Here is a 26,815-nt window from a genome sequence, read left to right as displayed (position 1 = left end):
GCAGAGCAAACGGGCGAGCTGTATCGCACCGCCGAGATCACCGCCGACGGACGCGCTCCCCGGTTCAGTCCCGATGGAACTCTCATCGTCTACGAGACCGGTCCCAGATCGGCGCCGGTCACGCGCCTGATCCGCGCGGATGATTCTCGGTCAGTGGTGGCAGAACTGGCGGGATCGGGAGCGGTCTTTTCTCCGTCGGGGCGGTTCCTGGCTCTTGTGCGAGTGCCCGTGACCGAGGAGATCACTCAGGCTGAGGCCGCCGTCGCGCGGGCGCAGGGACAAGCTCAAGTGGCTGCGCGGCTACGTCTCGCCTGGCTGCGCATGAAATCGGCGAGAGTCGTGGTGCATGATCTCTCGACGCGCCGGGAGCATGAGGTTCAAGCGCAAGGACTGCTCGTCGCTTCGCTTGTCTCTCTCGCGGAGGACGGCACGGTCTATTTCCTCGGTGGGGCGGAGGGTCGGCGCACCCGCACGGACATCTACGAAGTTACCGTGACGGCCCGCGAGCCGGTGATCGTCAGCACCGTTGAAGGATTCAAGACGTCGCCGGTGGCGTCTCCCTCCGGGGGCACCTTTCTCTTCACGCTGACCGCGCGAGACCCGCTTCCGCCTCCACCGGATGCCGTACGAACAGGTGAGCGTGACTCGCTCGGTGGGCCGCCGCGTGGAGGAGGCGATCAACCGACCCGGTTCGGAATTGTGGATGCCACGACGCGCACGGTGACACTGGTTGAGGGAACGTCGCCGACGTTCTCCACCGATGGTCAGACGATCGCCTATTTGGCGCGGTCGGGGACGGAGAATCGGCTCATGCTCATGCCTCTCGGAGGATCGGCGACGGTCCTTCTGCGGACGCAGGATCGGTTGGCCGCGCCGACATTCTCTCCCGACGGACGGCGCCTGGCGTACCAGAAGATGACGCGGGACGACTGGGAGATTTATCTTGTCCAGCGCGACGGGGGACAAGAAACGCGCTTGACGCGCGAGATTCAGCACGATGTGCTCCCCCGGTTCATCGCGCCAGATCGAGTGCTGGCCATGGTCGGCGAACCGCGACACCGCCGCTCATACCTCTATGACCTCTCAACGGGTCGGCGCACCCGCCTTTTCCACAATAACACGGTCCGAACGATCTCGCCGGAATATGCCTGGGCCGTGAGCCCGGACGGGAAGAAGATTCTGATCGAAGCCGATCGTGATGGGGATACGGTTTCGCCTGAGCACGGCGTCTATCTCGTTGACCTCGATCATAGAGTGACGAAAGCTGATCTCATTGCTCGACTCGAACGAAACCTCGCCTCAGAAACGGCTCTCCGGAATCGAGCTGAGGAGATGTATCGGCCCCTGGCCGAGGAGATCCGTCGTGCTGTTGCTCAAGTATCCGTGGCGCGCATCTACGAGTACGAGAAGGCCCTTTTCGATTTCGACTCCAAGCACATTTCTCAACCGGGCCATCAAAAAGCCGCTGAGTATCTTCATCGGATGTTCAGCGCGTTTGGCTACCAGCCGGAGTATCAGTGGTTCGAGCCGCGAGGAGCCTATGGAGGTCGAGCAGCTAATGTCATTGCCACGCTGAGAGGGACGGAAAATCCCGATCTCATCTACGTCATCAGCAGTCACTACGATTCGGTCGCTGCCGGACCGGGAGCCGATGACAATAGTTCGGGCACGGCGGCATTGCTGGAGGCTGCCCGCGTGCTGGCGGGAAGACCGTTGCCCGCGACCGTCGTCTTCGCGGCCTTCACCGGTGAGGAATCGGGATTGCTGGGGAGCCGGGAGTTCGTGCGACGGGCTCGTGAGGGGAGGGCGAAGATCATGGCCGTCCTCAACAATGACACCATTGGCTGGACCAACGATGCGCGTCTCGATAACACGATTCGCTACACGAGTGCGGGCATTCGTGATGTTCAACACGGCGCGGCGTTGCTCTTCACCCGGCTCATCACTTATGACTCGCGCTACCATCAATCCACCGACGCGACCTCGTTTGTCGAGGCTTATGGCCAGATTGTGGGAGGGTTTGGCTCTCATCCGATTCTCGGGAGTCCTCACTATCACACGGCGAGCGATGTACTGGAGACGATCAATCACCGGCTGATCGCCGAGACGTGTAAGGCGACGGTGGCCGCGATCATGCTGCTTGCGTCAAGCCCTTCGCCGGTGAAGGACCTGCGCGTCGTTCGCCTCGACGCGACGCGAGCCGAAGTCACATGGTCACCGTCACCCGAACAGGATGTGCGGATGTACCTGGTTGAATACGAACCATCGAGGGGATCGCCTCAGCGGCTCCGTGTAACCGCCCCGCGCGTGGTTCTCCGGAACGTCACCGGGGGAAAGGTCTCGGTGAAGGCGGTCAATGCCCGGGGCCTTGAGGGATGGGATTGGGCATGGATCACACTCCCGACCGATCAGAATGGCAGATGACGGCGATTGTCACCCGGGAATCTGCGTCGTCGGAAGCCGTTGAGGAAGAGAATCCTCTCCCCGTCGCTGGGGTGAGACCTGCTGTAACCACCCCTCAGGCGGGGGGCGTATGAGCCAGACGAAACGTTACGATCAGGAGGTATTCGGAAGATGTTGGCCAAAAGAGTCCTTGTTGTTTGGATGATCGTCCTCCTCACGGTGATGGTACCCCGAGGTGCTCGCTCTGAGCAGCGGAGGGCCTCGGCGACGAGGTTCACCATCGAAGCTGTGCTCAGCCCCGCCTATCCTTACGAGCTGGTTTCGGCTCGGCGGACGGATCGCATCGCGTGGCTGGCCTATGAGCGCGGGATGCGCAATGTCTACACGGCGGCGGCTCCTCGGTTCACACCGCTTCGCCTGACTCAGTTCCTTGAGGATGATGGAACCGATCTCTCCTCGCTCAGCATGTCTGAGGATGGGTCGGTTGTTGTCTTTGTGCGGGGGCATACGCCGAACCGGGAGGGATGGATCGCCAACCCGTCGTCGCATCCCCAGGGGGCTCAGCGGGCGATCTGGGCGGCTCGCACAAGCGGCGGTCCTCCCTGGAAGGTGGTCGAGGCCACGAGTCCACCGGTTCTGTCGCCGGACGGACGGTGGGTCCTCTTCACCAAAGACGGACAGATCTACCGCGCAGCCGTTCATCCGCAGGCGGCAGCAACGCCCGTTGATAAAGGACAGGAGCCGTTATTCAAAGCCTTCGGCACCAACACTTCTCCCCGATGGTCACCTGATGGGACGAAGATTGCTTTTGTCAGCAATCGTCAGGATCATTCGTTCATTGGCGTCTACGACCTCCGCACACGAAAGATCACCTACCTGGCGCCGAGCGTGGATCATGACACGAGTCCCACCTGGTCTCCGGATGGTCGGCGCATTGCCTTCATTCGTCGTCCGGGCACGCCTTTTGCCGTTCAGCTTCAACAGGCGGCAACTTCGGGACCGGCAGGCCGACCGCCGTTCCCCACTCCGGCGGGACGCCCTCCGGGAGCACCGGCACCGGTGACAGGTGAACCCGGCGCCAGGGGAAGTCAGGCGCAACCTCCGTCCGTCCCCGGTCTGGCGCGTGCGACCTTCGCCGGTGGATATACGATCTCGTTCTGGGTCGCCGATGTCACGACCGGCGAGGCGCGGGAGTTCTGGCACAATGCTCCGAACGATAGCCGTTTCGCCTCGATCACCAGCATTCAATGGGCCGCCGATCATGTCATTTTCAGCGCTGAGCCCGACGAGTGGATCCGCTACTTTGCCGTCCCGGTCACTGGAGGTGTGACCGAGCCGATTCTCCTCACGCCCGGTGAGGGAATGGTGGAGATGATCTCGCTCTCAGCCGATGGACGATTTCTCTATTACGCCACCAACGCCGGGGATATTGATCGGCGTCACCTCTGGAAAGTTCCCACATCCGGTGGAGAAGCGGTGCAGGTGACCAGGGGCGAAGGAATCGAGACCTATCCGGCCGTCCTCGCGTCGGGGACGCGGATTGCACTTTTGAGCGCCGGAGCCCGGCAGCCGCAATCGGTGGCGCTCGTGCCCGCAACGGGGGGAACGCCCGAGGTCATTTTCCCCCGGTTGGGAAGCGAGTTCCCGGCGGATGATCATGTCATCCCGCAAAACGTCGTGCTCACGGCTGACGATGGGGTGAAGTTTCATAACCAGCTCTTTCTGCCAAAAGATCTCAAACCCGGCGAGCGGCGTCCGGCCATTGTTTTCGTGCACGGGGGACCGCAGCGACAGATGCTGCTCGGCTATCATTATCGCCACTTCTATCACATGGCTTACGCGATCAACCAGTATCTCGCCCACCAGGGATATATCGTTCTCTCGGTCAACTTCCGCAGCGGGATCGGCTACGGCAAATCCTTCCGCGAGGCCGAGCGTCGCGGCGCGCGCGGCAACTCCGAATATCAAGACGTGGTGGCTGCCGGAAAATATCTGCAAAGCCGCCCTGATGTTGATCCCAAGCGCATCGGCATCTGGGGGCTTTCTTACGGCGGCCTGTTAACGGCCCAGGCGCTGGCGCGAAATTCCGACATCTTCGCTGCCGGCGTGGATATGGCTGGCGTTCACCTGTGGGGAAATTCGCTCGATCCTCAGAGCGTTTCCTATCAATCGTCGCCGATTTCTCAGATCGGAAAGTGGAAATCGCCCGTCTTGCTCATTCATGGAGATGACGATCGAAACGTCGCCTTCTGGCAGACGACCGGCCTCGTCCAATTGCTGCGGGCTCACGGCGTCTATCACGAACTGATCGTCTTCCCCGATGAGGTTCACGACTTCCTGATTCATCGCCACTGGCTCATCGCCTTCCAGGCTATGGATGATTTCTTCCGGCGGTTCTTGAAGAAGGCGGAGGTGCAACCTGCTGCTTCGGAGCGACGATGAACTCCTCGGACTGGGCGACGTCAGGACGAAAGGAAGAAAGCACCGGATATTTCAGGGGGCGCTCGCCGAGAGCGGGATCCGTCGGCCAGATGATGGAAAAAACCGTCTTCCCCCGCGCGGGCGGATTCAGCCTGCGCGGGGTGATCGTGGGAGGGAGCGATGATCGCTTGTCGTGCGATTTTTCTGATTCTCAGCAGTGTTGCTCTCATGACGCATGGGAATGGGCAAGTCGGTTCGTTCCGCGTGGGTTCGATCACCGCCTCGCCCGGTCAACGGGTATCCGGATTCCTCGAGGTCCCCGCCGCTCATGGAGATGAGGGCAGCCGTATTCCCATCACCGTTATTCACGGGACTCAGCCGGGACCGGTCCTGGCGCTCATTGCCGGGAATCACGGCTATGAATACGCGCCGATTCTGGCGCTGCAACGGCTTCGCGGGCGGATTGATCCTCAGCGGCTGCGCGGCACCGTCATCATGGTTCACGTGGCGAACATGCCCTCGTTTCTCGGTCGCACGATCTATTACAGTCCGGTTGACCGCAAGAATCTGAATCGCGTCTATCCGGGCAAAAGAGACGGCTCGCTCTCGGAGCGCATCGCCTGTGCGATCACCACGGAAGTCATCGAACGGTGTGATTATCTCGTTGATCTTCATTGCGGCGACGGCAATGAATGGCTGCGACCTTATGTCTATTTGCCGGTGACGGGCGATGAGAAGATGGATGCGCGGCTGCGGGACATCGTCCTCGCTTATGGCATTGACCATATCGTCATTGATCGAGATCGGCCTAAAGATCCGGCTGCTTCCGTCTATTGCTCGACGACCGCAGTGACGCGAGGCAAGCCGGCATTCACGGCGGAATCGGGAGCGCTCGGCCAGCGAGACAATGCCTCCATTGAGCGTCACGTGCAGGGAGTGCTCAGCCTCATGCGCCATCTGAAGATGCTCGACGGAGAACCCCGGCGAGCCGAGCATCCGGTCTTTTACGATCCGGCGCAGGTGCTCACCAGTCCCGCCACCGGCATCCTCTATCCTCGCGTCGAGCGCGGTCAGTTCGTCGCCAAAGGGACAGTCTTGGCCACAATCACCGATTTCTTCGGCGCCACCATCGGCGATGTGCGAGCACCGTTTGATGGGGTCGTGCTCTACATTGTTACGACTCCCCCCATCAGTCGGGGCGAGCCCGTCGCCTTCGTCGGCGTGCCGCGATCCTCGCCTTGATCGTTCTGAGCAGTCCTTTCCGGGCAATCGCTCCTTTGTGGACCGGCAGGCATTGAGGTTCAGCAGTGATGGAATTGGGGGTCCTTGCCTGCCCTGAAAAATTCTGTCCAGGGCACTGTTGAGGACGTCACAATAGCATCAGCTTTTCCCAGGAGCGACCCTGCGAATCTAATCGCATCCGGGTCCGTTCACGCGATCCAGCCGCCGCCGACGACCAGGTCTCCGTCGTAAAAAACAACTGCCTGACCGGGTGTGATCGCCCGCTGCGGCTCATCGAAGCGCACGAGCACGCTCCCATCCTCCAGGGGTTCAATCACTGCCGGAGCTTCCTCATGACGGTAACGAATCTTCGTGCGGACGGTGCGGGGCCCGGTCAACCGAGGGATGGCGATCCAGTTGGGGCGTACGGCCCGGAGTTGCTCGGTAAACAGCTCGCGTTCCTCGCCGACGATGATCCGATTGTGCACCGGATCGAGGCCGATGACGTAGACGGGCTTGCCCAGGGCGACGTTCAATCCGCGTCGCTGACCGATGGTGTAGCGATGAATCCCCTCGTGAGTGCCGACGACGCGACCGTCGGTCGTGACGATCGGACCCGGACGCGGCCGGGGCAGAGACGCTCGCTCCATGTCGGGGATAACATCCCTTCCCTCGACCGGCAAGCCGGTTCGCACATACTCCTCGACGAATCGCGCATAATCTCCGTCAGGGATGAACGACAGGTCCTGGCTCTCTGGTTTCTCCGCCACCGGCAATCCGAATTCCGCTGCCAATTGCCGGACCTCCTCCTTGGTCCGGTGCCCCAGAGGGAAAACCACCCGTGCCAGTTGCTCCTGCGTCAGCTCAAAGAGGAAATAGGACTGGTCCTTCCGCCGGTCAATGCCCCGATAGAGAAGATAGCGTCCGGTCTGCTCGTCCCTCTGGACGCGAGCGTAATGGCCGGTGGCGACCCGCTCGAATCCCAGCCGGGAGGCATATCCCAGAAGCCGGCTGAACTTGATCTGCGAATTGCAGGGGACGCAGGGATTGGGCGTCCGTCCGAGCAGGTAGTCGCGGACGAAGGGAAGGACGATCTTTCGCTCGAACTCCTCCTCGAGGTTGAGGACGTAGAAGGGGATGCCGAGCTGAGCGGCCACGCGACGGGCGTCGTAAATGTCATCGAGCGAGCAACAGCGCGACGGGAGGGGTTCTCCATCCGGCCCCACGGCCCGCCGCTGGTTCCACAGTTGGAGCGCGAAGCCGACGATCTCGTGCCCTTCGCGCTTGAGCAAGGCCGCCGCCGTCGAACTATCCACACCGCCGCTCATGGCCACGGCAATTCTCATGTTCTCTCCTCGGTGCTGGAGTGTTATCATCGTGCGTCGTCGCCCAAGTAGTGTCATCCCGCGAGGCGCTGAGCACCCCGTCGCCCCCTCTCGCTCTCGGGCATCCCCATTTCCAGCCGGTCGCTCGGTTGGCGCTCCATGTCAGTCGTGGCGCGTTTTTCGCAAAGATGCTATTATAGCAGCGACTATGAGAGAAGCGGCAGTTGAGAAGTACAGAATCAAAACGGAACCTTTTTACATCCCCACCAACAACGAGGTCGCGTTGTTCACGGCGGCCTATGAGCAGCGACTTCCCGTGATGCTCAAAGGTCCGACCGGCTGTGGCAAGACGCGATTTGTCGAGTACATGAGCTGGCGATTGGGGCGACCGCTCATCACTGTCGCCTGTCATGAGGACCTCTCGGCGACGGATCTCGTCGGTCGCTTTCTGCTCGAGGGCGAGCAAACGGTGTGGCACGATGGCCCGTTGACCACAGCGGTGAAGATCGGGGGAATATGCTATCTCGATGAGATCGTCGAGGCGAGAAAGGATACGATCGTCCTCATCCATCCCCTGACCGATGACCGACGCATTTTGCCGGTGGAAAAACTGGGTACGCTCATCGAAGCGCCCGATGAGTTCATGCTCGTCATCTCCTACAATCCCGGCTATCAGAGCGTGCTCAAGGATCTCAAACAATCAACGCGCCAGCGATTCGTCAGTCTGGAATTCACCTATCCGGCGTTCGAGACCGAAGTGCAGATCGTCATGCACGAGGGCGGAGTGGACGAGGAGATGGCGCGCGATCTGGTGAAGATCGGCCAGAAGGCGCGAAATTTGAAAGGGCATGGGCTGGAAGAAGGCGTCTCCACCCGGCTGCTCGTCTATGCCGCGCAGCTCATCTCCGGGGGCATCTCCCCTTATGAAGCGGTTCAGGCGGCCATCATCAATACCATCACCGATGATCCGGAGATGCAGCGGAGCATCTATGAGATCATGACCAGCATTCTGTGAGCGTCGGCGTCACAGCCTGCCGCGCGATGCTGCTTCTCTCGCGGGCGACCGACGATGGGATCACAGATGGACGATCCGATCACAAAGAAGCTCGGTGCTCACCTCAAAGGCTTACCGCCGGGTCAGGTCGAGAGCGTCACCGGGAAGCTGATGAAGCTCCCGCCCGGACGCCTGATGGTGATCCTCGACCTGGGCGTCGGTCTGGCCGGTTCGAGTCTGCGCGTCGCGGTGGAATTCCTGCGGATGGCGCCCGATGTCTCGCCCTTGTTGAGCGTAGAGGAGTTGAAGCTCTGGGCCGACATCGGCAAGCGGCTCGCCGGAGTCAGTCCCGATGGGGCCATGATGTTTTTCCAGGCGAGCCTCGAGGTGATTCGCTCCCTTCCCTCGCCGTTGCGCTTGCCGGTGTTGATGGTGTGTGATCGCCAGTCAATGATCTCGAGCAGCATTGCCGTGGAGTGTTTCCGCTCCAGTCCTCACGTCGTCGCCGCCATTGAGAACGAAGTCATTGCCACGCGCGTCTACATGGTGGCCAGCGAGATCGCCAAACGGAGCGCCACACAGAGCATGGAATTTCTGGCCAAAGCTCCGGACGTGCTGTCGGCTCTTCACCGGCGGGCGCACGTTTCCGGCGGCTCCGAATCACCAGCGCCATCCTCGGCGATGTCCGAGCGTTCTCCGGCACGATCCGCCGAAATGACCCGGTTGATTGATGCCATCCTCGATGTGGCTTCGCTCTTCGCTCAACGGGCAGGAGGACTGGCGACGGAATTCCTCTCGGTCTTTCCCGCGCTTCTGCCGTCCGTGCGCCCGGCGGATGCTTTGGGTTTGCTGGATCACACCCGGCAATTCCTCGAGCGGGGAGGGGGAGTGGCCCTACATTATTTTCGCGTCGCGGGTCGGGTGTTGACCATCGCCGGGCCGCGTGCCTGTGACGCCTGGACGGCGCTCGCCCATCTCATCGCGGCGCACGATAATGCCGCCGTCTACAATTTTCTCAAAGTCACTCCGACGGTCGTGACGGCGCTGGCCCGTCTCGGAGGACGGCAGGCGGACGAGTTCGTCCACCGTGTCATCGGTATCGTTCACACGGTGTGCCAGCACAATGTCTTCCTCGGCATCGAGTGTTTCAAATCATCGCCCCAGGCTCTGACAACGGCCACGCTCGATCAGTTTGAGACATGGGCTCGCGCGGGCATTGATGCCCACCGAGGAGATAGCCGTCGCGCTCACGCCTACTATGCGCTGGAGACGCGCGCCAGTCAGCAGGCGCTTGTTCGATCCGGACAGGGTCTCTCTCTGGAACGAGTGGGGCCGATGCTCAAACTCTACATCGAAGGTCTGACCGGTCGGAGCGTCGTGATCAAACCCTTGAGCCACGTCCCCGATGAGATGACGATTCACGATGGCAAGACGATTTATCTCCCGGCGGCCGTGGCTGAGTTTGTTGATGAAGCCGCCGATTTCCGCCTCTACAAGGTGCTGGCGGCGTTCGGCGCCGGTCACATCGAGTTCGGCACCTACGCCAGCGACTCGCCCGACCTCAAGGAGCTTTCCCGCGATCTGCGCGCGGCCTTTGGATCAGCGGATTCGGTCGGCGCAGGATCTGCTGCATCTGGAACGGATGAGGACGGAGAGGAGAAGCCCCTGACCTTTTCATCCATTCTTGCTCTCTTCCCCCATCGGGAGCTGGCCGAGCAGATCTTCACCACCCTGGAGAACGCCCGCATTGACTATTTCCTGCGGGCGACCTATCGAGGACTCCGCCGTGATCTCGATTTCGTCCAGTCCCACCTGAGAGAGAAACGTCCACCCATCACGGAATATCCGCCGGAGGCCGTCTTTCACGAGATCTTGCTGCGGGCGGCCCTTCTCGGTGGTGTGGATGAGGCGACGCGGGCGAACTATCCTCATCTGGTGCGACTCGTTGAGACGATTCTCACGGAGATGATCCGGCGCGAGGGGGCCACGGTGGGCGACTCGCTGCGGGCGACGTACCAGCTTTACTCGGTTCTCTCGCCCAGGGCCGCCATCCGCCCGGACAAGCAGATGATGTCGTCCGACTCGGCCCCCGAGGGTGACGGGGAGCTTCGCCAGACGGAATCTCCCTCCGACGGGACCGAGGGAGAAGCCGACACGTCCGCCTCCAGGGACGAGCGCCGACGGACGCGATCAGACCTTTTCACCTTCTGGGTGAAAAATGCGTCATCGCCTCTTGCGGAAGCCGACCATTATGAGGAGTTCGAGGGAGACGGTGACGTTGGCCAGCAGGAGATCGAACCGGGAGATCGCGTCTATTACTATGACGAGTGGGATCACGAACTGCTGGATTTTCGCGCCGCCTGGTGTCGGGTCATTGAGAAGCCCGCGCGTCGTGGGGGTCGGCAGTTCGTCGAACAGGTGCGCGCTCAATATGCCCCGCTCATCAGCGCCATCCGTCATCAGTTCCAGTTGCTTCGCCCGGAGGCGCTGGTGAAGATCAAGGGCGAAGTGGATGGCGAGGATTTCGATCTGCAAGCGGTGATTGATTATGCCCTGGATCGGCGCACGTCCGGGCGCGTGTCGGATCGGTTGTACTCGCGGCGGCTGCGTCGGTGCCGTGATGTCTCGGTGTCATTCCTGCTCGACATGTCGAGTTCGACGGCGCGAACGGTTTCACCGCGCGTGGCGCGACCGGGCGCTCCTTTGCGACCGGGCAAACGCATCATTGACATCGAGAAAGAGGGGCTCGTGCTCATGAGCGAGGCGCTGGAAGCCGTCGGCGATTCCTACTCGATTCAAGGATTCACCAGCGAGGGACGACACAACGTCAAGTTTTTCGTCATTAAAGATTTCGATGATGCCCCCTCGCCGGAGGTGGAGGCGCGCATCGGCGGGATCACCTATTACAATAACACCCGGCTCGGGGCCGCCATCCGCCATACGACCGAGCGTCTGCTTCGCCAGGACGCGCGAACGCGGCTGCTCATCGTGCTGAGCGATGGACGTCCTTACGACCATGACTACGGCGATTCGCGCTATGCCCGCGAGGACACCAAAGTCGCCCTGCGTCAGGCGCGCATGGCCGGCGTCATTCCCTTCTGCATCACGATTGATCGCGAGTCCGAGCCCCATCTGCGCGATATGTACGGTGAGGTCGGCTACACCATCATTGATGATGTCCTCAGTTTGCCCGAACGACTGCCCGCCATCTATCGCCGCCTGACGCGCTAGGTGAGAAGCTCCGACGTTCCTCCGGAGGCGTTCCCGATTCTCGATGACGCGACGCCGCCTCTTCCGGGAGAAAATAATTGTTGACAAGTGGCGCGAAAATGATTATAAGATAGACAACATCTTGTGTTTGATCTTTGATTGTGCACAATGAGCCACTGACCACACGATCTTGTGGTCCGGCCCACTGTGCAGGGAGAGTACAAACGATGGCACTGAAGACAGCCAAACGACCGGGCGCAGCCCCAGCGAAGGCCGCGCCGATGCAACTCACGAAAGCCGCTCCGATGATTCGCTACCGCGCAAGCATATCCCCCGCGCCCAGCAGAGCCGCCAAGATCTCTTCAGGAGGTAGGCACCATGGCAGCTAAGAAGAAAGCACCGGCGAAGAAGAAGGGCAAGAAGTAAGTAGGTTGTGTATGATTGGCGGCTGACGGGAGCGAGCGCGGGGGCTCCGAATTCTCGTTGATCAGCGGCTTTCCTTTAAGGGATGGGCAGCCATCCCTTTTTTTATCTCCGACGGGTTGCTTTTGTTTTCCCCTGCGGGGTGGGGAGACAGAAAGGAGGCGCGGCGCCCGGGAGTGGCGGAGCTGCTCCGCCGCATCTCGTAGACCACTCCGTGAAGGAGACTTTTTCTTTTTCCCCTCGGTCAGATAGAATTGAGCGTCGTTCGTGATGAAGAGACGCGGGAGGGAACGCAGGTGAAGTTTTTCATCACCGGAGGAGCGGGATTCATCGGGTCCAACTTCATCCGTCATCTGCTCCGAGAGCATCCCGACTGTGATATCGTCAATTTCGATGCCCTCACCTATGCGGGGAATCTCGACAATCTCACCGATGTGGCGGGCGATCCTCGATACCGGTTCGTGCGGGGAGATATTTGTCATCGGTCTCAGGTCCTGGAGGCGCTGGAGTCGGAGACCGATGTCGTGGTGAATTTCGCCGCGGAGACGCACGTGGATCGAAGCATCGAGGATCCCGAGCGATTTGTCCTCACCAACATCGTGGGCGTTCAGGTGTTGCTCGATGCCGTGCGCCAGCGGCGCGTCGGACGATTCGTTCAGATCTCCACCGATGAGGTGATGGGAAGTCTCGGACCGACGGGGTACTTCACCGAGGAGAGTCCTCTCCAGCCCAACAGCCCGTATGCGGCGAGCAAGGCGGCAGCGGAAATGCTCGTCCGGGCGGCGCGTCACACCTTCGGCCTGGACACAATCATCGTTCGAGCGGGAAACAACTATGGCCCCTATCAATTCCCCGAGAAATTGATCCCCTTGATGATCACCAACGCGCTGGCCGACATGCCGCTGCCCGTCTACGGCGATGGCCAGAATGTGCGGGACTGGATTTACGTGGAGGATTACTGTCGCGCTCTGGATCTGATCATTCATCAAGGTCGCGCGGGAGAAATCTATTGCGTGGGGGCGCGATCGGAGAGGACGAATCTGGAGGTGGTGGAGAAGATCCTCGCCCTGCTGGGCAAACCCCGGTCCCTCATCCGCTTTGTCGAAGATCGTCCGGGACATGATCGGCGCTATGCTATTGATCCGACCAAGGTCGAACGAGAACTGGGGTGGCGGCCTCAGGAGACGTTCGATAGCGGCTTGAGGAAAACCGTCGCCTGGTATCAAACTCATTCATCCTGGGTGGAGAACGTCCGCAGCGGGGACTATCTCCACTACTATGAACGCCACTACGGCCGACGGAAAGTGATCGGATGAGGCGAAAGGTCGTGATCACCGGAGCGGGAGGATTGCTCGGACGGGCTCTCGCCGAGTGCGGGGCGTCCCGATGGGACGTTCACGCGCTGACGCATGCGGACCTCGACATCTGCGATCCGGCGGCGGTGAACGAGGCCCTCGAGCGTCTCCGCCCCCAGGTTGTGATCAACTGCGCGGCTCTCTCCAACGTGGACCAGTGCCAGCGGGAGCCCGATCGGGCGTTCGCCGTGAATGCCCACGGTCCGGGGCATCTCGCGCGGGCCTGCGGGCGGATCGGAGCGGATCTCGTTCAGATCAGCACCGACTACGTCTTCGATGGCCGGAAGGGAGCGCCGTACACTCTGACGGATGTCCCTCATCCGATCAATCTCTACGGCGAATCGAAGCTGGCGGGGGAGCAGGCCGTCCGGCGCGCGCTCGACCGGTTTTATATCGTTCGGCCGGCGCGTATCTTCGGTCGCGGGGGGCGAAACTTTGCCACGAAAATTCTGGACCTCATTGCCGCTCGGCAACCGATTCGCGCCATCGTGGATGAAGTGGGGTCGCCGACCTACGCCCGCGATCTGGCCGAGCGGATCATCCGCATCGTCGAAGAAGGACCGCCGGGGATTTACCACGTCACCAACGGTGGAGCCTGCTCCTGGTACGAATTCGCCTGCGAAGTCGTTCGACTTCTCGGGCGGCAGGACATTCCCATCGAGCCCGTCCGCAGCGACGACCTTGGCCGTCCGGCACCGCGTCCGGCGGCGACGGCCCTGCGCTGCCTGCTCAGCGAGGATCTGGGCTGGAGCCCGTTGCGCCCCTGGCCGGAGGCCTACGTGGATTTTCTCAAGGAGGTTGGAATCCGATGACCATCTACGTTGAGGAGCGTCCCTGGGGACGGTTTGAGGTTCTCACCGAAGCCGATACGCACAAGGTGAAGCGGATCACCGTGAATCCCGGTCATCGCTTGAGCTATCAGTATCACCACCATCGGAGCGAGCACTGGGTCATCGTGGCCGGTTCCGGCGTGGTGATCCGCGACGACGAAGTTATCCCAGTGAGGGCCAATCAAAGCGTGCACATCCCGGCGGGAGCGAAACATCGCATCGAGAACACGGGCACCGAGCCCCTCGTCTTCATCGAGGTGCAGTACGGAACGTACCTCGGCGAAGATGACATCGTCCGGCTGGCCGACGATTACCAGCGGATTCCCTCCGCATCCGCCTGAATCTCAGTATTGCGGCTTCTGCTTGGCTTGCTGCCAGAGCATCTCCAGCTCATCGAGCGTCAGCTCGTCGAGCGAGCGGCCCTGACGGCGGACCTCCTGCTCCATCCAGCGAAATCGCTCTTTGAATTTTCGATTGGCCGCCTTCAGAGCGGTCTCCGCATCCAGGCCGAGCAGCCGGGCGACATTGACCGTCATGAAGAGGAGATCGCCGATTTCCTCCCGGAGGCGGTCTTTATCGTCGGGGGAGGCGGCGACGGCGTCCCGTAATTCGCGCACTTCTTCGTCGAGTTTCTCCAGGGCGCTCGGGGCGCTCTCCCAGTCGAAGCCGATGCGGGAGGCCCGCTCGGCTAACTGGTACGCCTCGATCAGGGCGGGAATCCGGCTCGACACACCATCGAGGACCGACGGCGTATCAGAGCCCGCATTGGCTTTTTCCTCCAGCTTGATCTTTTCCCAGCGACGGAGGACTTCGTCGCTGGTCGAAGCCGGGGCATCCCCGAAGACGTGAGGATGGCGGCGAACCATCTTCTCGTGAACGTGGGCGATGACATCCTCGATGGTGAATTCGCCCCGCTCGCTGGCCACGCGGGAATAGAAAACGACCTGGAAGAGAAGGTCGCCGAGTTCTCTCTTCATCTGCTCGGGGTTTTTCTCTTCGATGGCTTCGAGGAGTTCGTAGGCTTCTTCGATGGTCATCGGGCCGAGCGTCTCGTAAGTTTGTTCCTTGTCCCAGGGACAGCCGTTCGGCCCCCGGAGTTTTTCCACCAGCTCAACGAGAGAATCAAATGTGATCGCGGTCATGTCCTTCACCCCGATACTGTTTCGTCTGACTTCAGGTAAGGCGGAGGATTGCCCTCTCCGCCAATCGCGCTGAGCACGACCCGGGCGGCACGTTCAGCCGCACGACCGTCGCCCAGTCGTTCTCTCAAGCGGACGAGCTTTTCCTTCATGGCCGCGCGTCGGGCGTCGTCCTCCAGAAGTTCGCCGACGACGCTCGTCAGTTTCTCCACCGTCAGGTCTCTCTGGATCAGTTCCGGGGCGATGCGCTGCCCGGCAATCAGGTTGACCATGCCGAACGTGTCCAGTCGCAGCAGCGGGCGAATCAACCAGTAGTTGACGGGGCGGGTGCGATAGACGACGACCAATGGGGTTCCGAGCAAGGCCGATTCCAGCGTGGCCGTTCCGCTGGTGACGATGGCCAGCTCGGAATGCGCCAGCGCATTATAGGTGTCGTTGGGAAGAAAAAGAACGCGCATGCCTCCCGCCGATGCGAGCGACATCGTCTCGGATGGGAATCCTTCGCGCGCCGCGTGATTTTCGATAGAGGATCGCTCCAGAACGTTTCGAACGAACTCCGGCGTGATGGTGGGAGCCAGGGCGACGACCCATTGGGCGTCTACCTTCCGGCTGAGGTGGTCGGCGGCTTTGATCATGACGGGCAGAATATGCTCGACTTCGGTGCGGCGGCTTCCGGGCAGCAGACTCACAATGGGCCGGTCGGCCGCGAGCCCGTATTTCTGACAGAAGGTATGGCGATCGAGCGTCGCTCGAACCGAATCCACCAGAGGATGGCCGACGTAGTCAACCGAAATTCCCTCCCTCCGGTAGAATTCGACCTCGAACGGGAGGATGACGATCATCCGATCAACATAGCGACGGATCGTCCGGACGCGATACCGGCGCCAGGCCCACACCTGCGGACTGATGTAATAGATCGTCGTCAGGCCGAGGCGTTTGAGCTTTTTGACGATGCGGAGATTGAACTCGGGCCAGTCCACCAGGATGACGGCGCGAGGCCGATGCTCGCGGGCGGCCCGGACGAGTTCGCGGGAGAGATCGAGGAATGTCCTCAGCGACCGGGCAATCTCCAGGGGACCGATGATGGCCGTGTCGCCGATGTCGGCGAGCGTCTGGACGCCTTCCGCTCTCAGCGCCGGACCGCCCGACCCGAAGAAGACGAATCGGCGCTCGGGGGCACACTGCCGCAACGCGCGAACGAGTTCGGCGGCGCGTCGGTCACCCGACGCTTCCCCGGCAAGGACCATGAGAGTCGTGGGCTCACTCATCGGTCCCATCAAAGAGGATGAGAAGCAGTCCCCTGGAGGATGACCTCCCGGCTATCCTCTTTCGTATCGAAAGAACGGGCCACCCCGTCAGAGAGTGGGAGGTTCTTCCTGCTGTTGTTCATCGGATTCGTGCGGCGTCAGGATTTCTTCTTCTCGCCGGGATTGAAGTAAGCATCAATGACATCCTGGTGGATGACGATGCGCCCTTCGTCGGTGAGCTTCTTCTTGAGCTTCTCCAGATAGTCGCGGAAGAAGCGATCGCGTTTGGACGAGAGCAAGCGGTCGCGGATGGACTCGCGCTCGCTGGCGAGCTTGGCCATATCCGGCGGCTTTCGCTCGACGACGCCGAAGACGACGATGGCATCGCCCACGGTGACCGGGCGCGGGCAAACCTTCTGGGCTTCCAGAGTCAGGGCCAGGCCCTCCAGTTCCTTCGAGGAGTCGAGATCGGGCAGCCAGGTCCCCACCTTGAACTCATCCTGAGTCTTGACCTCAAGCTTGAGGGCGGCGGCGTTCTTCTTCAATGCCTCGGGCGTCGGCGAAAGGGCGATGAGCCGCTCCGCTTGCTGACGGGCCAGATCCCTTGCTTTCTTCAACTTGACGGCGCGGATGACGCGGGTGCGAACTTCCTCGAACTGAGGCGGATGGGGTTCTCGCTTGGCCACAAGTTGCGCCAGTGCGTATCCATCGCTCAGATAGATTTTGCTGCTCACCTGGCCGATCTCATCGAGGGAGGCCGCCGAGCTGGTGAAACTGGAGGAGTAATCGCCGAACTCCGGCAATTCATCCTGGGTGGAGAAGAAGTCCGTGCGGCGGATCAGTTGATCCACCGGGAGGTTCCCCAGCTTCGCCCGGAATTCCTCGGCCACTTTGCGCAGATCTTTGATCTCATCCAGGCGCTTTTTGATATCATCGGCCAGAGCGGAGGCGGCATCGCGCTGCTTGCGCTCGCGGACTTTCTTCATCACATCCTCGCGCACGCGGCTGAGGGGCTTGCGATCCCAGCGCGTCACCTTGAGGATGTAGAACTTCTTGTCCTTCTCTTCGCGGATCGGTTCGGTGACGTTCTTCTGACTGTCAAAGAGCGTGAAGACGCGCTGTTTGTAGGAGGTGTCTTTGGAGTCTTTCTTCACGTAACCGATGCTTTTGCCGCCGAGCGCCTGGAAATCTTCGGCCGGCGTCTTGTCATCGCCGCGCGCCCGCTTGACGAGGTCGTCGGCCTTCTTCCTCACGTCGTCCTCGTTGGTCTCGGTGAAGGGGAGTTCGATCTGGCTGACCCACGCTCCCAGCGTGTAATCGCTCTTGAGCCTGTCGTACTCCTCCTCAAGCTCCTTCGGGCTGACGGTCACCGCCATTTTGTTCAGTGGAATGTGAAGATAATCAACCTGCCGTTCGACCTCCTTGATGAGAAATTCATCCTTGTGGTCGTTGAAGTAGGAGCGCGCTTCGGTCTCATCGGCGGTGACGCGGTCCAGCAGGTCCTTCGGTTTGATGACGGCGTAGACGAGCTTAGCCGAGGTGTTGGTGCGGATGTACTCATCTTCGATCTCCCGGGGACTCACATCGAGCGCCGCCGTAATGTAGGTTCGGACTTTGTCCTGGATGATGGAGCGGCGGAGCCCCTCCTCGAATTCCTCCACCGTTTGGCCGGATTGCTCGATGGCCCGGAAATAGCGGTCCTTGGGGATGAATTTCCCGCTGGCATCGCGGAACATCGGCAGGAGCGCCTTGTAGACCTCCTCGTCCGTTCCCCAGAGCTTGAGCCGTCGAGCTTCGACCAGTTGCAGGCGTTCTTCAATCAGTTGTTGGAGTACCTGAGTCCGGCCTGCTTCGGCAAAGGGAGCATCGCCGAACTCTTGACCGAAGCGTCCTTGAGTGAGCCGTTGAAGCGCCTTGCGATACTCGCCAAGGGTGATCTTTTCGTCTTCGACTTGCGCGACGACGGCCGAATCGTCGGTGTTCGTGGTGGCTCCCACCCAGTTCACCAGGTCTTGCCCTATCGGCGTATAAAGGAAGACCAGGCCGACGACCATCATGAAGGCCACAAAAATGAGGAAAAGATTTCGCGCGCGTTGCTGTTTGCTCAAAAACTTCAACATAGCTTCTCCTTCGCTTGGCAGACTGAAAAGTCTGTGCAACGGTGCCGGCTTTCAAGCCAGCGGGTTTTCGCAGACTGGAACGTTTGCGCTACGGTGCCGCATGAAAACCGGCTCGCATCGCATAGCAGGCAATTGTAGACGATAGCACCCAAGCGAGCAACGCGGAAGAACCTCCGGCCCCGGCCTCTGCCCATTGGTTCACCTGAAGATGGTACGGGTCATCTGACGCGACCGCTGGTCTGGCCTCCGGCCATCGGTCCAGCTGAGGGCGAGGGGAAGATCGTCCAGCCCAGAGCCGTGCGGACCTCCATTGGGCAAGTCTCCTCGACACGTGCTCAGGTCCTGTCGAACGTCGTCACCGGGGGACAGAAGTTTTTTTGAATCCTTTGCCCGCGGGCTGGATCATAACAGACGGCATGGGGGACGCATTTGAAGCAGAGGAGGATGCATGAAGGGCGATCTTCTGAGGAAGCGAATGCTCGCACTTTCTCTGGTCGGAGTCTCGGTTTTGACGGGGGGAGGACGCCTTTCTCCCGCTTGGGCTCAATCCGGGGAGGGCCTGACGCTACCGTTGGCTGTTGAGATCGCACTGCGCACGAATCCGCTTGTGCGCGCGGCGGCGTCGGGTCGGGAGTTAGCGGCGGCGCAGCTTCATGAAGCGCGGGCCGGGCGGCTGCCTCTGTTGCAGTTCAGCGAGACGTTTATGACCGGCAACAATCCCGTGTTCGTATTCGGCTCGTTGCTGGAGCAAGGACGGTTCGGGCCGCAACACTTTGATCCCCGCTTCTTGAATGCGCCGCCTTCGATCAATAATTTTCGGACGGCGGTGACGCTGCGGCTGCCGCTCTTCGATCAGCTCCAGACGGACACGCGCATCCGGCAAGCACAACTCGCACAGGAGCAAGCCGAGCGGCAGAGGGACTGGGTCGAGCAACAGATTCGCTTCGAGGTGATCCGGGCTTACTACGGTGTGCTTGTGGCGCAGGCCCGGAAAGAGGTCGCTGACGAAGCCGTCAAAACGGCTGAAGCGGATGTCAAGCGCATTCGCGACCTGTTTGAAACGGGGCTCGTGGTCCAATCGGATCTGCTCGCCGCCGAAGTGCAACTGGCCGAGTTTCATCAGCAGCAAATTCAAGCAGCAGGCGAAGTCGTTGTGGCCCGGGCGGCGCTCAACACGGCGCTCGGACTTGCTGTAGATACCCCTCATAAGCTGGAGGGTCAACTTCTGGAAAGAGCCTTTGACATGGAGAGCCAGGACGAACTCATTCGCCTGGCGCTACTTCATCGGCCTGATTATGCGCGGGTGCGTCTGGCGCTTCGTTCGTCCGAGCAGGGCGTGCGGCGGGCGCTGGGCGAGTTCCTCCCTCGCCTCGATGTCTTCGCCACTTTTGGCGGAAGCGGTCGAGGGCTGATGAGCGGCAGCGCCGATTACACCGTCGGCGCGAGCCTGACGGTCAACATCTTCGATTGGAGTCGCAACGCCCGACTCAAGCAGGCGCGCGCAGCAGAAACACGAGCGGCCGCGGAGCAGGATCATCTGGCCGATCAAATTCGCTTTGAAGTCATTCGCGCCTATCAGCACTACGTATCGGCTCAAGATCGGCTGAGGGTGGCAGCACGAGCGGTGGCGCAGGCCGAAGAAACGCTGCGCATCGTCCAGGATCGCTATCAGGAGGGACTGACGACGATTACTGAGATGCTGCGGGCCGAGACGGCTCTGCTCCGGGCGCGGTTGAACCTGCTGGCCGCTCGATATGACTACTATGTCGGCTACGCCCAGGTCTTGCTGGCCAGCGGGCGACTGACCGACGTTCAGCCATTTGTGTCATAGCGCATGAGGTCACCTTGTGCCACTGTGAGGCGGATATGAGAAGGAAATGGGCCATCATCACCATCAGCGTGATCGCCATGGTCGCCGCTTCGTGCGGAGGCAAAGACGAGGCGGCGGCCGAGAAGTTTCCCACCGTCACCGGCGTGAAACTTCTGACCGTGAAGACGGCGCCGGTTGAGGATTTTTACGAAGCGGCGGGCACCGTGCGGTCGCGGACAACAAGTGTGCTCTCATCCAGGGTCATGGGAACGGTGCGAGCCGTCCATGTTCGTGAGGGCGACCGTGTGCGCGCCGGTCAGGTGCTCGTCGAGATTGATGATCGTGACATTGCCGCCCAGTTGCGGAAGGCGCAGGCCGGATTGCGCGAGGCGGAGAATGCGCTGGACGAAGTCGAGAGAGCCATCGCCGCCGCCGAATCGGCCAAAGCGGCCGCCGAAGCGAATCAGGCCCTGGCACATTCTACCTTCACTCGCTACCGCGCCCTGCGCGAACGCCGGTCGGTCAGCCAGCAGGAATTCGACGAGGTGCAGGCCCGGTACAAGGCGGCCACCGCCGAGGCCGAACGAGCCGGTCAGATGCTCGCTTCATTGCAGGCGAAGAAGAATCAGGTGCTCGCCCGAATTGATCAAGCCCGTGCCGACATCGCTGCCGCACAGGTCATGGTCGGCTATGCTCGCGTGGTTTCACCCCTCAACGGCATTGTGACGGCCAAGCAGGCGGAGGTGGGAATGCTCGCGGCGCCCGGCGTGCCGCTTGTCACCGTCGAAGACGATGCGCACTACCGGCTGGAGGTCACGGTGGAAGAGTCGTACATCGGAAAAATCCATCCGGGTGATCCCGCACGGGTGGTGATTGACGCTCTCGGAGGGAGGGAACTCACCGGCCGCGTGGCCGAGATTGTGCCCGCCGCCGATCCGGCCAGCCGGAGCTACACGGTGAAGATTGATCTCCCGAAAGAAGGGGAAAAGGATGGGTCTCTCCTTCGCTCAGGACTTTACGGCAAGGCTCGCTTCACGATCGGTCAGAAGCAGGCGCTTCTCATTCCCCGGCGGGCGATTGTTGAACGTGGACAGTTGATCGGCGTCTATGTCGTTGATGAGTCCGCCATCGCCCGGCTGCGGTTGATTCAAACGGGCAAGCCCTATGGTGATCGCATCGAAGTGATCGCCGGATTGAGCGACGGAGAGCGCATCGTCATTGAAAACGTCGGCGCGATCAGCGATGGGACGAGGATCGGTCAATGACCTGCGCCCACGGATGAAAAATGCCGGCCGATGGTTTATCCGTGGGAACGTGCGTGTTCGGCATTCCCGGGAGCGCCCGCCGGGGGCTGTTGCTCGCCCTACCCGACAGGCCGGGAATGCGCACGCTCTCGGGCAAGATCATTCTCCTTTCCTGACACTAACGGCAGGCGTGGAAACTTTTCATCTGCGGGAATGAGAGGTTTGAGGGGGCATCGAGTATGAGAGAGAAACGGGGCCTGGCTGGGAAACTCGCGCACACCTTTATTGATTCCAAGCTGACGCCACTGATCATCACGGCTTCGATTCTGCTGGGTGTGGGAGCGGTGCTGCTTTTGCCGCGCGAGGAGGAGCCGCAGATCGTCGTGCCGATGATTGACATCTTCGTTCAGATGCCCGGCGCGTCGGCCCGCGAAGTCGAAGAGCGCGTCACCAAGCCCATGGAGAAACTGCTCTGGGAGATTCCCGGTGTCGAGTACATCTATTCGACATCAGCGCCGGGCTACGCGATGGCCATCGTTCGGTTTTACGTCGGCGAGGATGAGGAGAAGAGCATCGTGCGGCTGAATCAAAAGATGTTCGCCAATTTTGATCTCATCCCGCCCGGGGCCAGTCCGCCGCTCATCAAGCCGCGTTCGATTGATGATGTGCCGATTCTGGCGCTTACCTTCTGGAGCGATCGTTACGATCACTTCACGCTGCGGCGCATTGCCGCTCAGGTTCACGATCAGATCAAGGAGATCGCCGACGTCTCCGAAGTCAAAATCATCGGCGGGCAACGGCGGCAGGTTCGTGTGCTGCTCGATCCGGCCCGGATGGCAGCCTACAACGTGGCTCCGGCCACACTCGCCCGAATGCTGGAGCAGGCCAATCGTCAGGTGCAGGCGGGAAGTTTCGCATCGGGCAATCGAGAATTTCTGGTCGAAACCGGAGGCTTCCTGCACACGGCGGAGGAGGTCGGCCGCGTGGTCGTCGGCGTGTACAACAACCGGCCCGTCTACCTTCGTGATGTGGCCGTCATCGAGGATGGTCCGGAAGAGCCTGCCGATTACGTGCTCTTTGCTCACGGACCGGCAGCCCACTATAGCCACTCGCTCTCCCGCGCCCCACAAACTTCGGACGGCAGTGACCTATCGAGAGGTCCTCTCCCCGCCGTCACCATTTCGGTCGCCAAACGGAAGGGCACGAATGCCATTGAGATCGCCGACCGGGTCATCGCAAAGGTCAGCCAGTTACAGGGGACGCTCATCCCCGGCGATGTGCATGTCACCATCACGCGCAACTACGGCGAGACGGCCACCGAGAAATCGAACGAACTGCTCTTTCACATGATGATTGCCATCGTCTCGGTGTCGGCGTTGATCTGGCTGACGCTCGGCTTTCGAGAATCGGGCATTGTCGCCATCGCTATTCCTGTGACGCTGGCGCTCACGCTGGCTGTTTTCTACCTCTATGGCTACACGCTCAATCGCGTCACGTTGTTTGCGCTGATTTTCTCCATCGGTATTCTGGTGGATGATGCCATCGTCGTGGTGGAGAACATTGTCCGTCACTATCGGCTGCCGGAGAACCGGGGTCGCCCGATTATGGAGATCGCCGTCGAGGCCGTAGACGAAGTGGGCAATCCGACTATTCTGGCGACGTTCACCGTCATTGCGGCCATTATCCCGATGGCCTTCGTGAGCGGATTGATGGGACCGTACATGCGCCCGATTCCGGTGGGAGCGTCGGCGGCGATGTTGTTCTCGCTCCTGGTGGCGTTCATCGTGACGCCCTGGGCGAGCGTGCGGCTGCTCCGGCGGGAAGCCGGAACGGCACATATCGAAGAAGGCTGGACGACGCGGCTCTATCGTCGGGCGATGACACCGCTCATTCATCATCCTCGATGGCGCTACGGATTCCTCGCCGCGGTGGTGGTGCTTCTGCTTCTGTCGCTTTCACTTTTTGCCGTCAAAGCCGTGCGCGTCAAGATGCTGCCGTTTGACAACAAGAGCGAGTTTCAGGTGGTGATTGATATGCCCGAGGGGACGACGTTGGAGCACACGGCCGCCGTGACGCGCGAGATCGCCGATTATCTGCGCACGGTGCCGGAGGTCACCGATCTTCAGATGTACGTGGGCACGGCGTCTCCTTACAACTTCAACGGTCTCGTGCGTCATTACTTTTTGCGACGGGGTCCGAACGTCGCCGACATTCAGGTCAACCTCGTGCCCAAGGGTGAACGCGACGCGCAGAGTCACGACATCGCCCGCCGCGTGCGCCCTCGGATTCAGGAAATTGCTCGCCGCTACAACGCCCGCGTGAAGGTGGCCGAGGTCCCCCCCGGCCCGCCCGTTCTGCAAACGCTTGTGGCCGAGGTCTACGGTCCCGATTACAACCGCCAGATCGAGATCGCCCGCCAGATCCGGGAGATCTTCGACCAAACCGACGGCGTCGTGGACGTGGATTGGTACGTCGAGGACGATCAACCCAAATATCGCTTCGTGGTAGACAAGGAGAAAGCCGCGCTGAACGGAGTCTCGGCGGAGCAGGTGGCAGCCACACTGCGCATCGCCGTCGAAGGGATGACGGTCGGATTGCTGCACCAACCGCAGGAGAAAGAAGACGTGCCCATTGTGCTTGAGGTGCCACGTGCCGAGCGATCGAGCGTCGAGGACTTGAGACGGATCAAAGTCATGGGCGAGCGGGGGAATCTCGTATCGCTCGGCGAGCTGGTGCGCATCGAGGAGCAGGTGGCCGACAAAAGCATTTATCACAAGAACCTCATGCCGGTCGTCTATGTGACCGGCGACGTGGCCGGTGAAGAAGAAAGTCCGGTCTATGCCATTCTGAAACTCAACGAAGCGATTGATCGTCTGCGACTGCCCGAAGGGTATCAGCTCCAGCGATACGTCGCCCGTCAACCGTTCCTCGCCGATCGCTTCGCCATGAAATGGGACGGTGAATGGCACATCACCTACGAGGTGTTCCGCGATCTCGGCATCGCCTTTGCCGCCGTTCTCGTGCTGATTTACATCCTGGTCGTCGGTTGGTTTCAATCGTTCAAAACGCCGCTGGTCATCATGGCCGCGATTCCGTTTTCGCTGGTGGGCATCCTGCCGGCGCACGGGTTGATGGGGGCATTCTTCACCGCCACCTCGATGATCGGGTTCATCGCCGGGGCGGGTATTGTCGTGCGCAACTCGATCATTCTGGTGGATTTCATCGAGTTGCGACTCCGGCAGGGGATGCCGCTGGCCGAGGCCGTCATTGACGCCGGCGCCGTGCGGTTCCGTCCGATGATGCTGACGGCAGCGGCGGTGATTGTTGGTGCCGGCGTGATCTTGTTCGATCCGATCTTTCAGGGATTGGCCATTTCGCTCATGGCCGGAGAGGTGGCATCGCTGTTGCTGTCGCGCCTGGCGGTGCCGATCCTCTATTACCTGAGCCGAAACCTCTCCAAGGACCATCAGCTTCTTCGCGCAGCCACTTCCCCTGACGCGGAGATGAGAGATGAGCGACGACCGGCCTGAACGTGAGAGGGGTCCGCTCGCATTCTCCCCTACCGCGAGGGGCCCCGCGAGGACGAAATTCGGTATAATCCGCTCGATACAGGAGGAATGCTCATGGAGACATTTCAGCCGCGCCTGATTCTTTGTCCCACCGACTTCAGCGAGCTAGCGACGGCGGCGCTCCGCTACGGACGGGATGTCGCCGCTTGCTTTGGCGCACGACTGTTGGTGATTTACGCCGATCCGTTTCTGCCTCCGCCCTACTTCACGATGGAACAGTTAGCTGATGTCACCCGGGCGATGGACCGATCCCGTCAGGCGGCGCGGGAGCATCTGCAGCGGTATGTGCGCGAGCAGGTGGGCGAAACGGTGGAGGTGGAGACGCGGGTCGTCGAGGATCATCCGGTTTCGGCTATTGTTACCACGGCCGAGCGGGAGCCGGTGGATCTCATCGTCATGGGGACGCATGGGCGGAGTGGCGTCGGGCGACTCATGCTGGGATCGGTCACCGAACGCGTGTTGCGAGAGACAAGTCGCCCTGTGCTGACCGTCCGTCCGCGACCGGGAGCGACGATCGGGGCACCGCTTCCGGTGCGGCGCGTGCTCTGTCCGGTGAATTTTACCGACGTGGCGGAGGTCGCGCTCCGTCACGCGGCTGCCGTCGCTCAGTGTTTTGGAGCCGAGCTGTTCGTTCTCCACGTTCTCGAATCGGCGGACTCCGTAGGGGCCGAAGAGACCGCGCGCGAGAGGCTCTGTGGCTGGGTCCCCCCGGATGTGCGCGCTCGCTGCCAGCTTCAGGAGATGGTGCGCCAGGGCGATGCCGCTCAGCAGATCATCACCACGGCCGAGTCGCTCGGCTGCGATCTCATCGTGCTCGGTGCTCAGCACCGACGATTCTTCGATGCCACCGTCATTGGAACGACGACGGTGCGCGTGACCCGGCATTCTCCCGTCCCCGTCCTGACGGTGATTCGTCCCGCTCCGGCGAAGCAGTGAGTTCGGGAGGGGGCGCGCCGCCTTTTTCTCGTCGGCGAAAAAACACAGGCTCCAAAACCGGCGTTCTTTCGCTGGCTCCCCGATGCATCGTAGTCTGCCTTCCGACCAAAAGCGTGTGGGGAATTTTGCCCTCTTTGTTCGGATCTTCAAGGGGGTGGGGGTCGGCGCGGGCTGACGGGTGGGAGCTTTACATCTGCTCCGGTCTGTGCTAATGTTTCCTAACCTGAGCAGGATGAAAAATTTGAGTCCGTGGGAGGCAGCACCAACAGTGGCATTGACCAGCCAACTCAAGCGTGAATTGATTGATAAATACAAGGTCCATGAGACCGATACCGGTTCGCCGGAAGTACAGGTGGCTCTTTTGACCGAGCGGATTGCTCAATTGACCGAGCACTTTAAGACGCATAAGAAGGATCATCACTCGCGGCGGGGACTATTGAAGCTGGTGAGCAAGCGACGGCGACTTCTCAATTACTTAAAGCGCGTTGATAGCCAGCGGTACTTCCAATTGATTGACCGTTTGGGCTTACGAAGGTAGGGTTGATTACGACCGTAACGACGCGGAAAG

General features: G+C 60.9%; 18 protein-coding genes. 14 read left to right on the top strand and 4 right to left on the bottom strand.

Annotated features, from left to right (window positions below):
* The 3 genes from VNM72_04160 to VNM72_04150 all read left to right on the top strand — a co-directional run.
* Positions 1 to 2,424: M20/M25/M40 family metallo-hydrolase (locus VNM72_04160; protein ID HXF04592.1), on the top strand; the 2,424-nt coding region annotated here is incomplete at its 5' end.
* A 150-nt stretch (positions 2,425 to 2,574) separates the two neighbouring features.
* Positions 2,575 to 4,845, top strand: a complete 2,271-nt coding sequence (locus tag VNM72_04155) for an alpha/beta fold hydrolase (protein HXF04591.1) — start codon at positions 2,575 to 2,577, stop codon at positions 4,843 to 4,845.
* Positions 4,846 to 5,004: 159 nt separating this feature from the next.
* Entirely contained in the window at positions 5,005 to 6,066 is a 1,062-nt protein-coding gene (locus VNM72_04150) for a succinylglutamate desuccinylase/aspartoacylase family protein (protein ID HXF04590.1), read from the top strand.
* 188 nt (positions 6,067 to 6,254) lie between these two features.
* Here the strand turns inward: VNM72_04150 and mnmA are convergent, their stop codons facing one another.
* On the bottom strand, positions 6,255 to 7,391 hold the full coding sequence (gene mnmA, locus VNM72_04145; GenBank protein HXF04589.1) for a tRNA 2-thiouridine(34) synthase MnmA: 1,137 nt from the start codon (positions 7,389 to 7,391) through the stop codon (positions 6,255 to 6,257).
* 187 nt (positions 7,392 to 7,578) lie between these two features.
* On the opposite strand from mnmA, the gene VNM72_04140 reads away from it, so the two are divergent.
* The 5 genes from VNM72_04140 (at position 7,579) to VNM72_04120 (ending at position 14,523) form a co-directional block, all read left to right on the top strand.
* The gene (locus VNM72_04140) at positions 7,579 to 8,385 is read left to right on the top strand and encodes a CbbQ/NirQ/NorQ/GpvN family protein (protein ID HXF04588.1); all 807 of its coding nucleotides are present in this window, start codon (positions 7,579 to 7,581) and stop codon (positions 8,383 to 8,385) included.
* A 54-nt stretch (positions 8,386 to 8,439) separates the two neighbouring features.
* Entirely contained in the window at positions 8,440 to 11,595 is a 3,156-nt protein-coding gene (locus VNM72_04135) for a VWA domain-containing protein (GenBank protein ID HXF04587.1), read from the top strand.
* Between the two features lie 698 nt (positions 11,596 to 12,293).
* Positions 12,294 to 13,313, top strand: a complete 1,020-nt coding sequence (rfbB, locus tag VNM72_04130) for a dTDP-glucose 4,6-dehydratase (GenBank protein HXF04586.1) — start codon at positions 12,294 to 12,296, stop codon at positions 13,311 to 13,313.
* A complete protein-coding gene (rfbD, locus tag VNM72_04125) occupies positions 13,310 to 14,164 on the top strand; it encodes a dTDP-4-dehydrorhamnose reductase (GenBank protein HXF04585.1) in 855 nt (284 codons plus the stop codon). The genes rfbB and rfbD overlap by 4 nt, the downstream gene beginning before the upstream one ends.
* Positions 14,161 to 14,523: a phosphomannose isomerase type II C-terminal cupin domain gene (locus tag VNM72_04120; GenBank protein ID HXF04584.1), complete on the top strand. Its 363-nt coding sequence runs from the start codon at positions 14,161 to 14,163 to the stop codon at positions 14,521 to 14,523. The genes rfbD and VNM72_04120 overlap by 4 nt, the downstream gene beginning before the upstream one ends.
* Positions 14,524 to 14,526: 3 nt before the next feature.
* Here the strand turns inward: VNM72_04120 and mazG are convergent, their stop codons facing one another.
* From mazG to VNM72_04105, 3 genes are all read right to left on the bottom strand, one after another.
* Entirely contained in the window at positions 14,527 to 15,324 is a 798-nt protein-coding gene (mazG, locus tag VNM72_04115) for a nucleoside triphosphate pyrophosphohydrolase (protein HXF04583.1), read from the bottom strand.
* Positions 15,325 to 15,329: 5 nt separating this feature from the next.
* Positions 15,330 to 16,589: a lipid-A-disaccharide synthase gene (lpxB, locus tag VNM72_04110; GenBank protein ID HXF04582.1), complete on the bottom strand. Its 1,260-nt coding sequence runs from the start codon at positions 16,587 to 16,589 to the stop codon at positions 15,330 to 15,332.
* A gap of 137 nt (positions 16,590 to 16,726) precedes the next feature.
* Complete coding sequence (locus VNM72_04105; GenBank protein ID HXF04581.1) at positions 16,727 to 18,688, bottom strand: SurA N-terminal domain-containing protein; 1,962 nt, start codon at positions 18,686 to 18,688, stop codon at positions 16,727 to 16,729.
* 448 nt (positions 18,689 to 19,136) lie between these two features.
* Between VNM72_04105 and VNM72_04100 the strand changes: the two genes are divergently transcribed.
* The 6 genes from VNM72_04100 to rpsO all read left to right on the top strand — a co-directional run bounded on the left by VNM72_04100 (position 19,137) and on the right by rpsO (position 26,785).
* Positions 19,137 to 20,519, top strand: coding sequence for a TolC family protein (locus VNM72_04100; protein ID HXF04580.1), 1,383 nt, complete (start codon positions 19,137 to 19,139; stop codon positions 20,517 to 20,519).
* Between the two features lie 35 nt (positions 20,520 to 20,554).
* A complete protein-coding gene (locus VNM72_04095) occupies positions 20,555 to 21,763 on the top strand; it encodes an efflux RND transporter periplasmic adaptor subunit (protein HXF04579.1) in 1,209 nt (402 codons plus the stop codon).
* A 20-nt stretch (positions 21,764 to 21,783) separates the two neighbouring features.
* Complete coding sequence (locus VNM72_04090) at positions 21,784 to 21,918, top strand: hypothetical protein (protein ID HXF04578.1); 135 nt, start codon at positions 21,784 to 21,786, stop codon at positions 21,916 to 21,918.
* Between the two features lie 63 nt (positions 21,919 to 21,981).
* Positions 21,982 to 25,272: an efflux RND transporter permease subunit gene (locus VNM72_04085; protein HXF04577.1), complete on the top strand. Its 3,291-nt coding sequence runs from the start codon at positions 21,982 to 21,984 to the stop codon at positions 25,270 to 25,272.
* Between the two features lie 93 nt (positions 25,273 to 25,365).
* Positions 25,366 to 26,247 (top strand): universal stress protein, encoded by an 882-nt coding sequence (locus VNM72_04080; GenBank protein ID HXF04576.1) that lies wholly within the window; start codon positions 25,366 to 25,368, stop codon positions 26,245 to 26,247.
* A gap of 268 nt (positions 26,248 to 26,515) precedes the next feature.
* Positions 26,516 to 26,785 carry a 30S ribosomal protein S15 gene (gene rpsO / locus VNM72_04075; GenBank protein ID HXF04575.1) on the top strand — a complete coding sequence of 90 codons (270 nt, stop codon included), beginning with the start codon at positions 26,516 to 26,518 and terminating at the stop codon, positions 26,783 to 26,785.
* Positions 26,786 to 26,815 lie beyond the last annotated feature (30 nt).

This window comes from Blastocatellia bacterium (genome assembly GCA_035573895.1).
In the GTDB taxonomy this organism is placed as follows: Bacteria; Acidobacteriota; Blastocatellia; order HR10; family HR10; genus DATLZR01.
The sequence above is the reverse complement of the archived record's forward strand: the minus strand, read 5'-3'. Positions and strand labels throughout refer to the sequence as shown.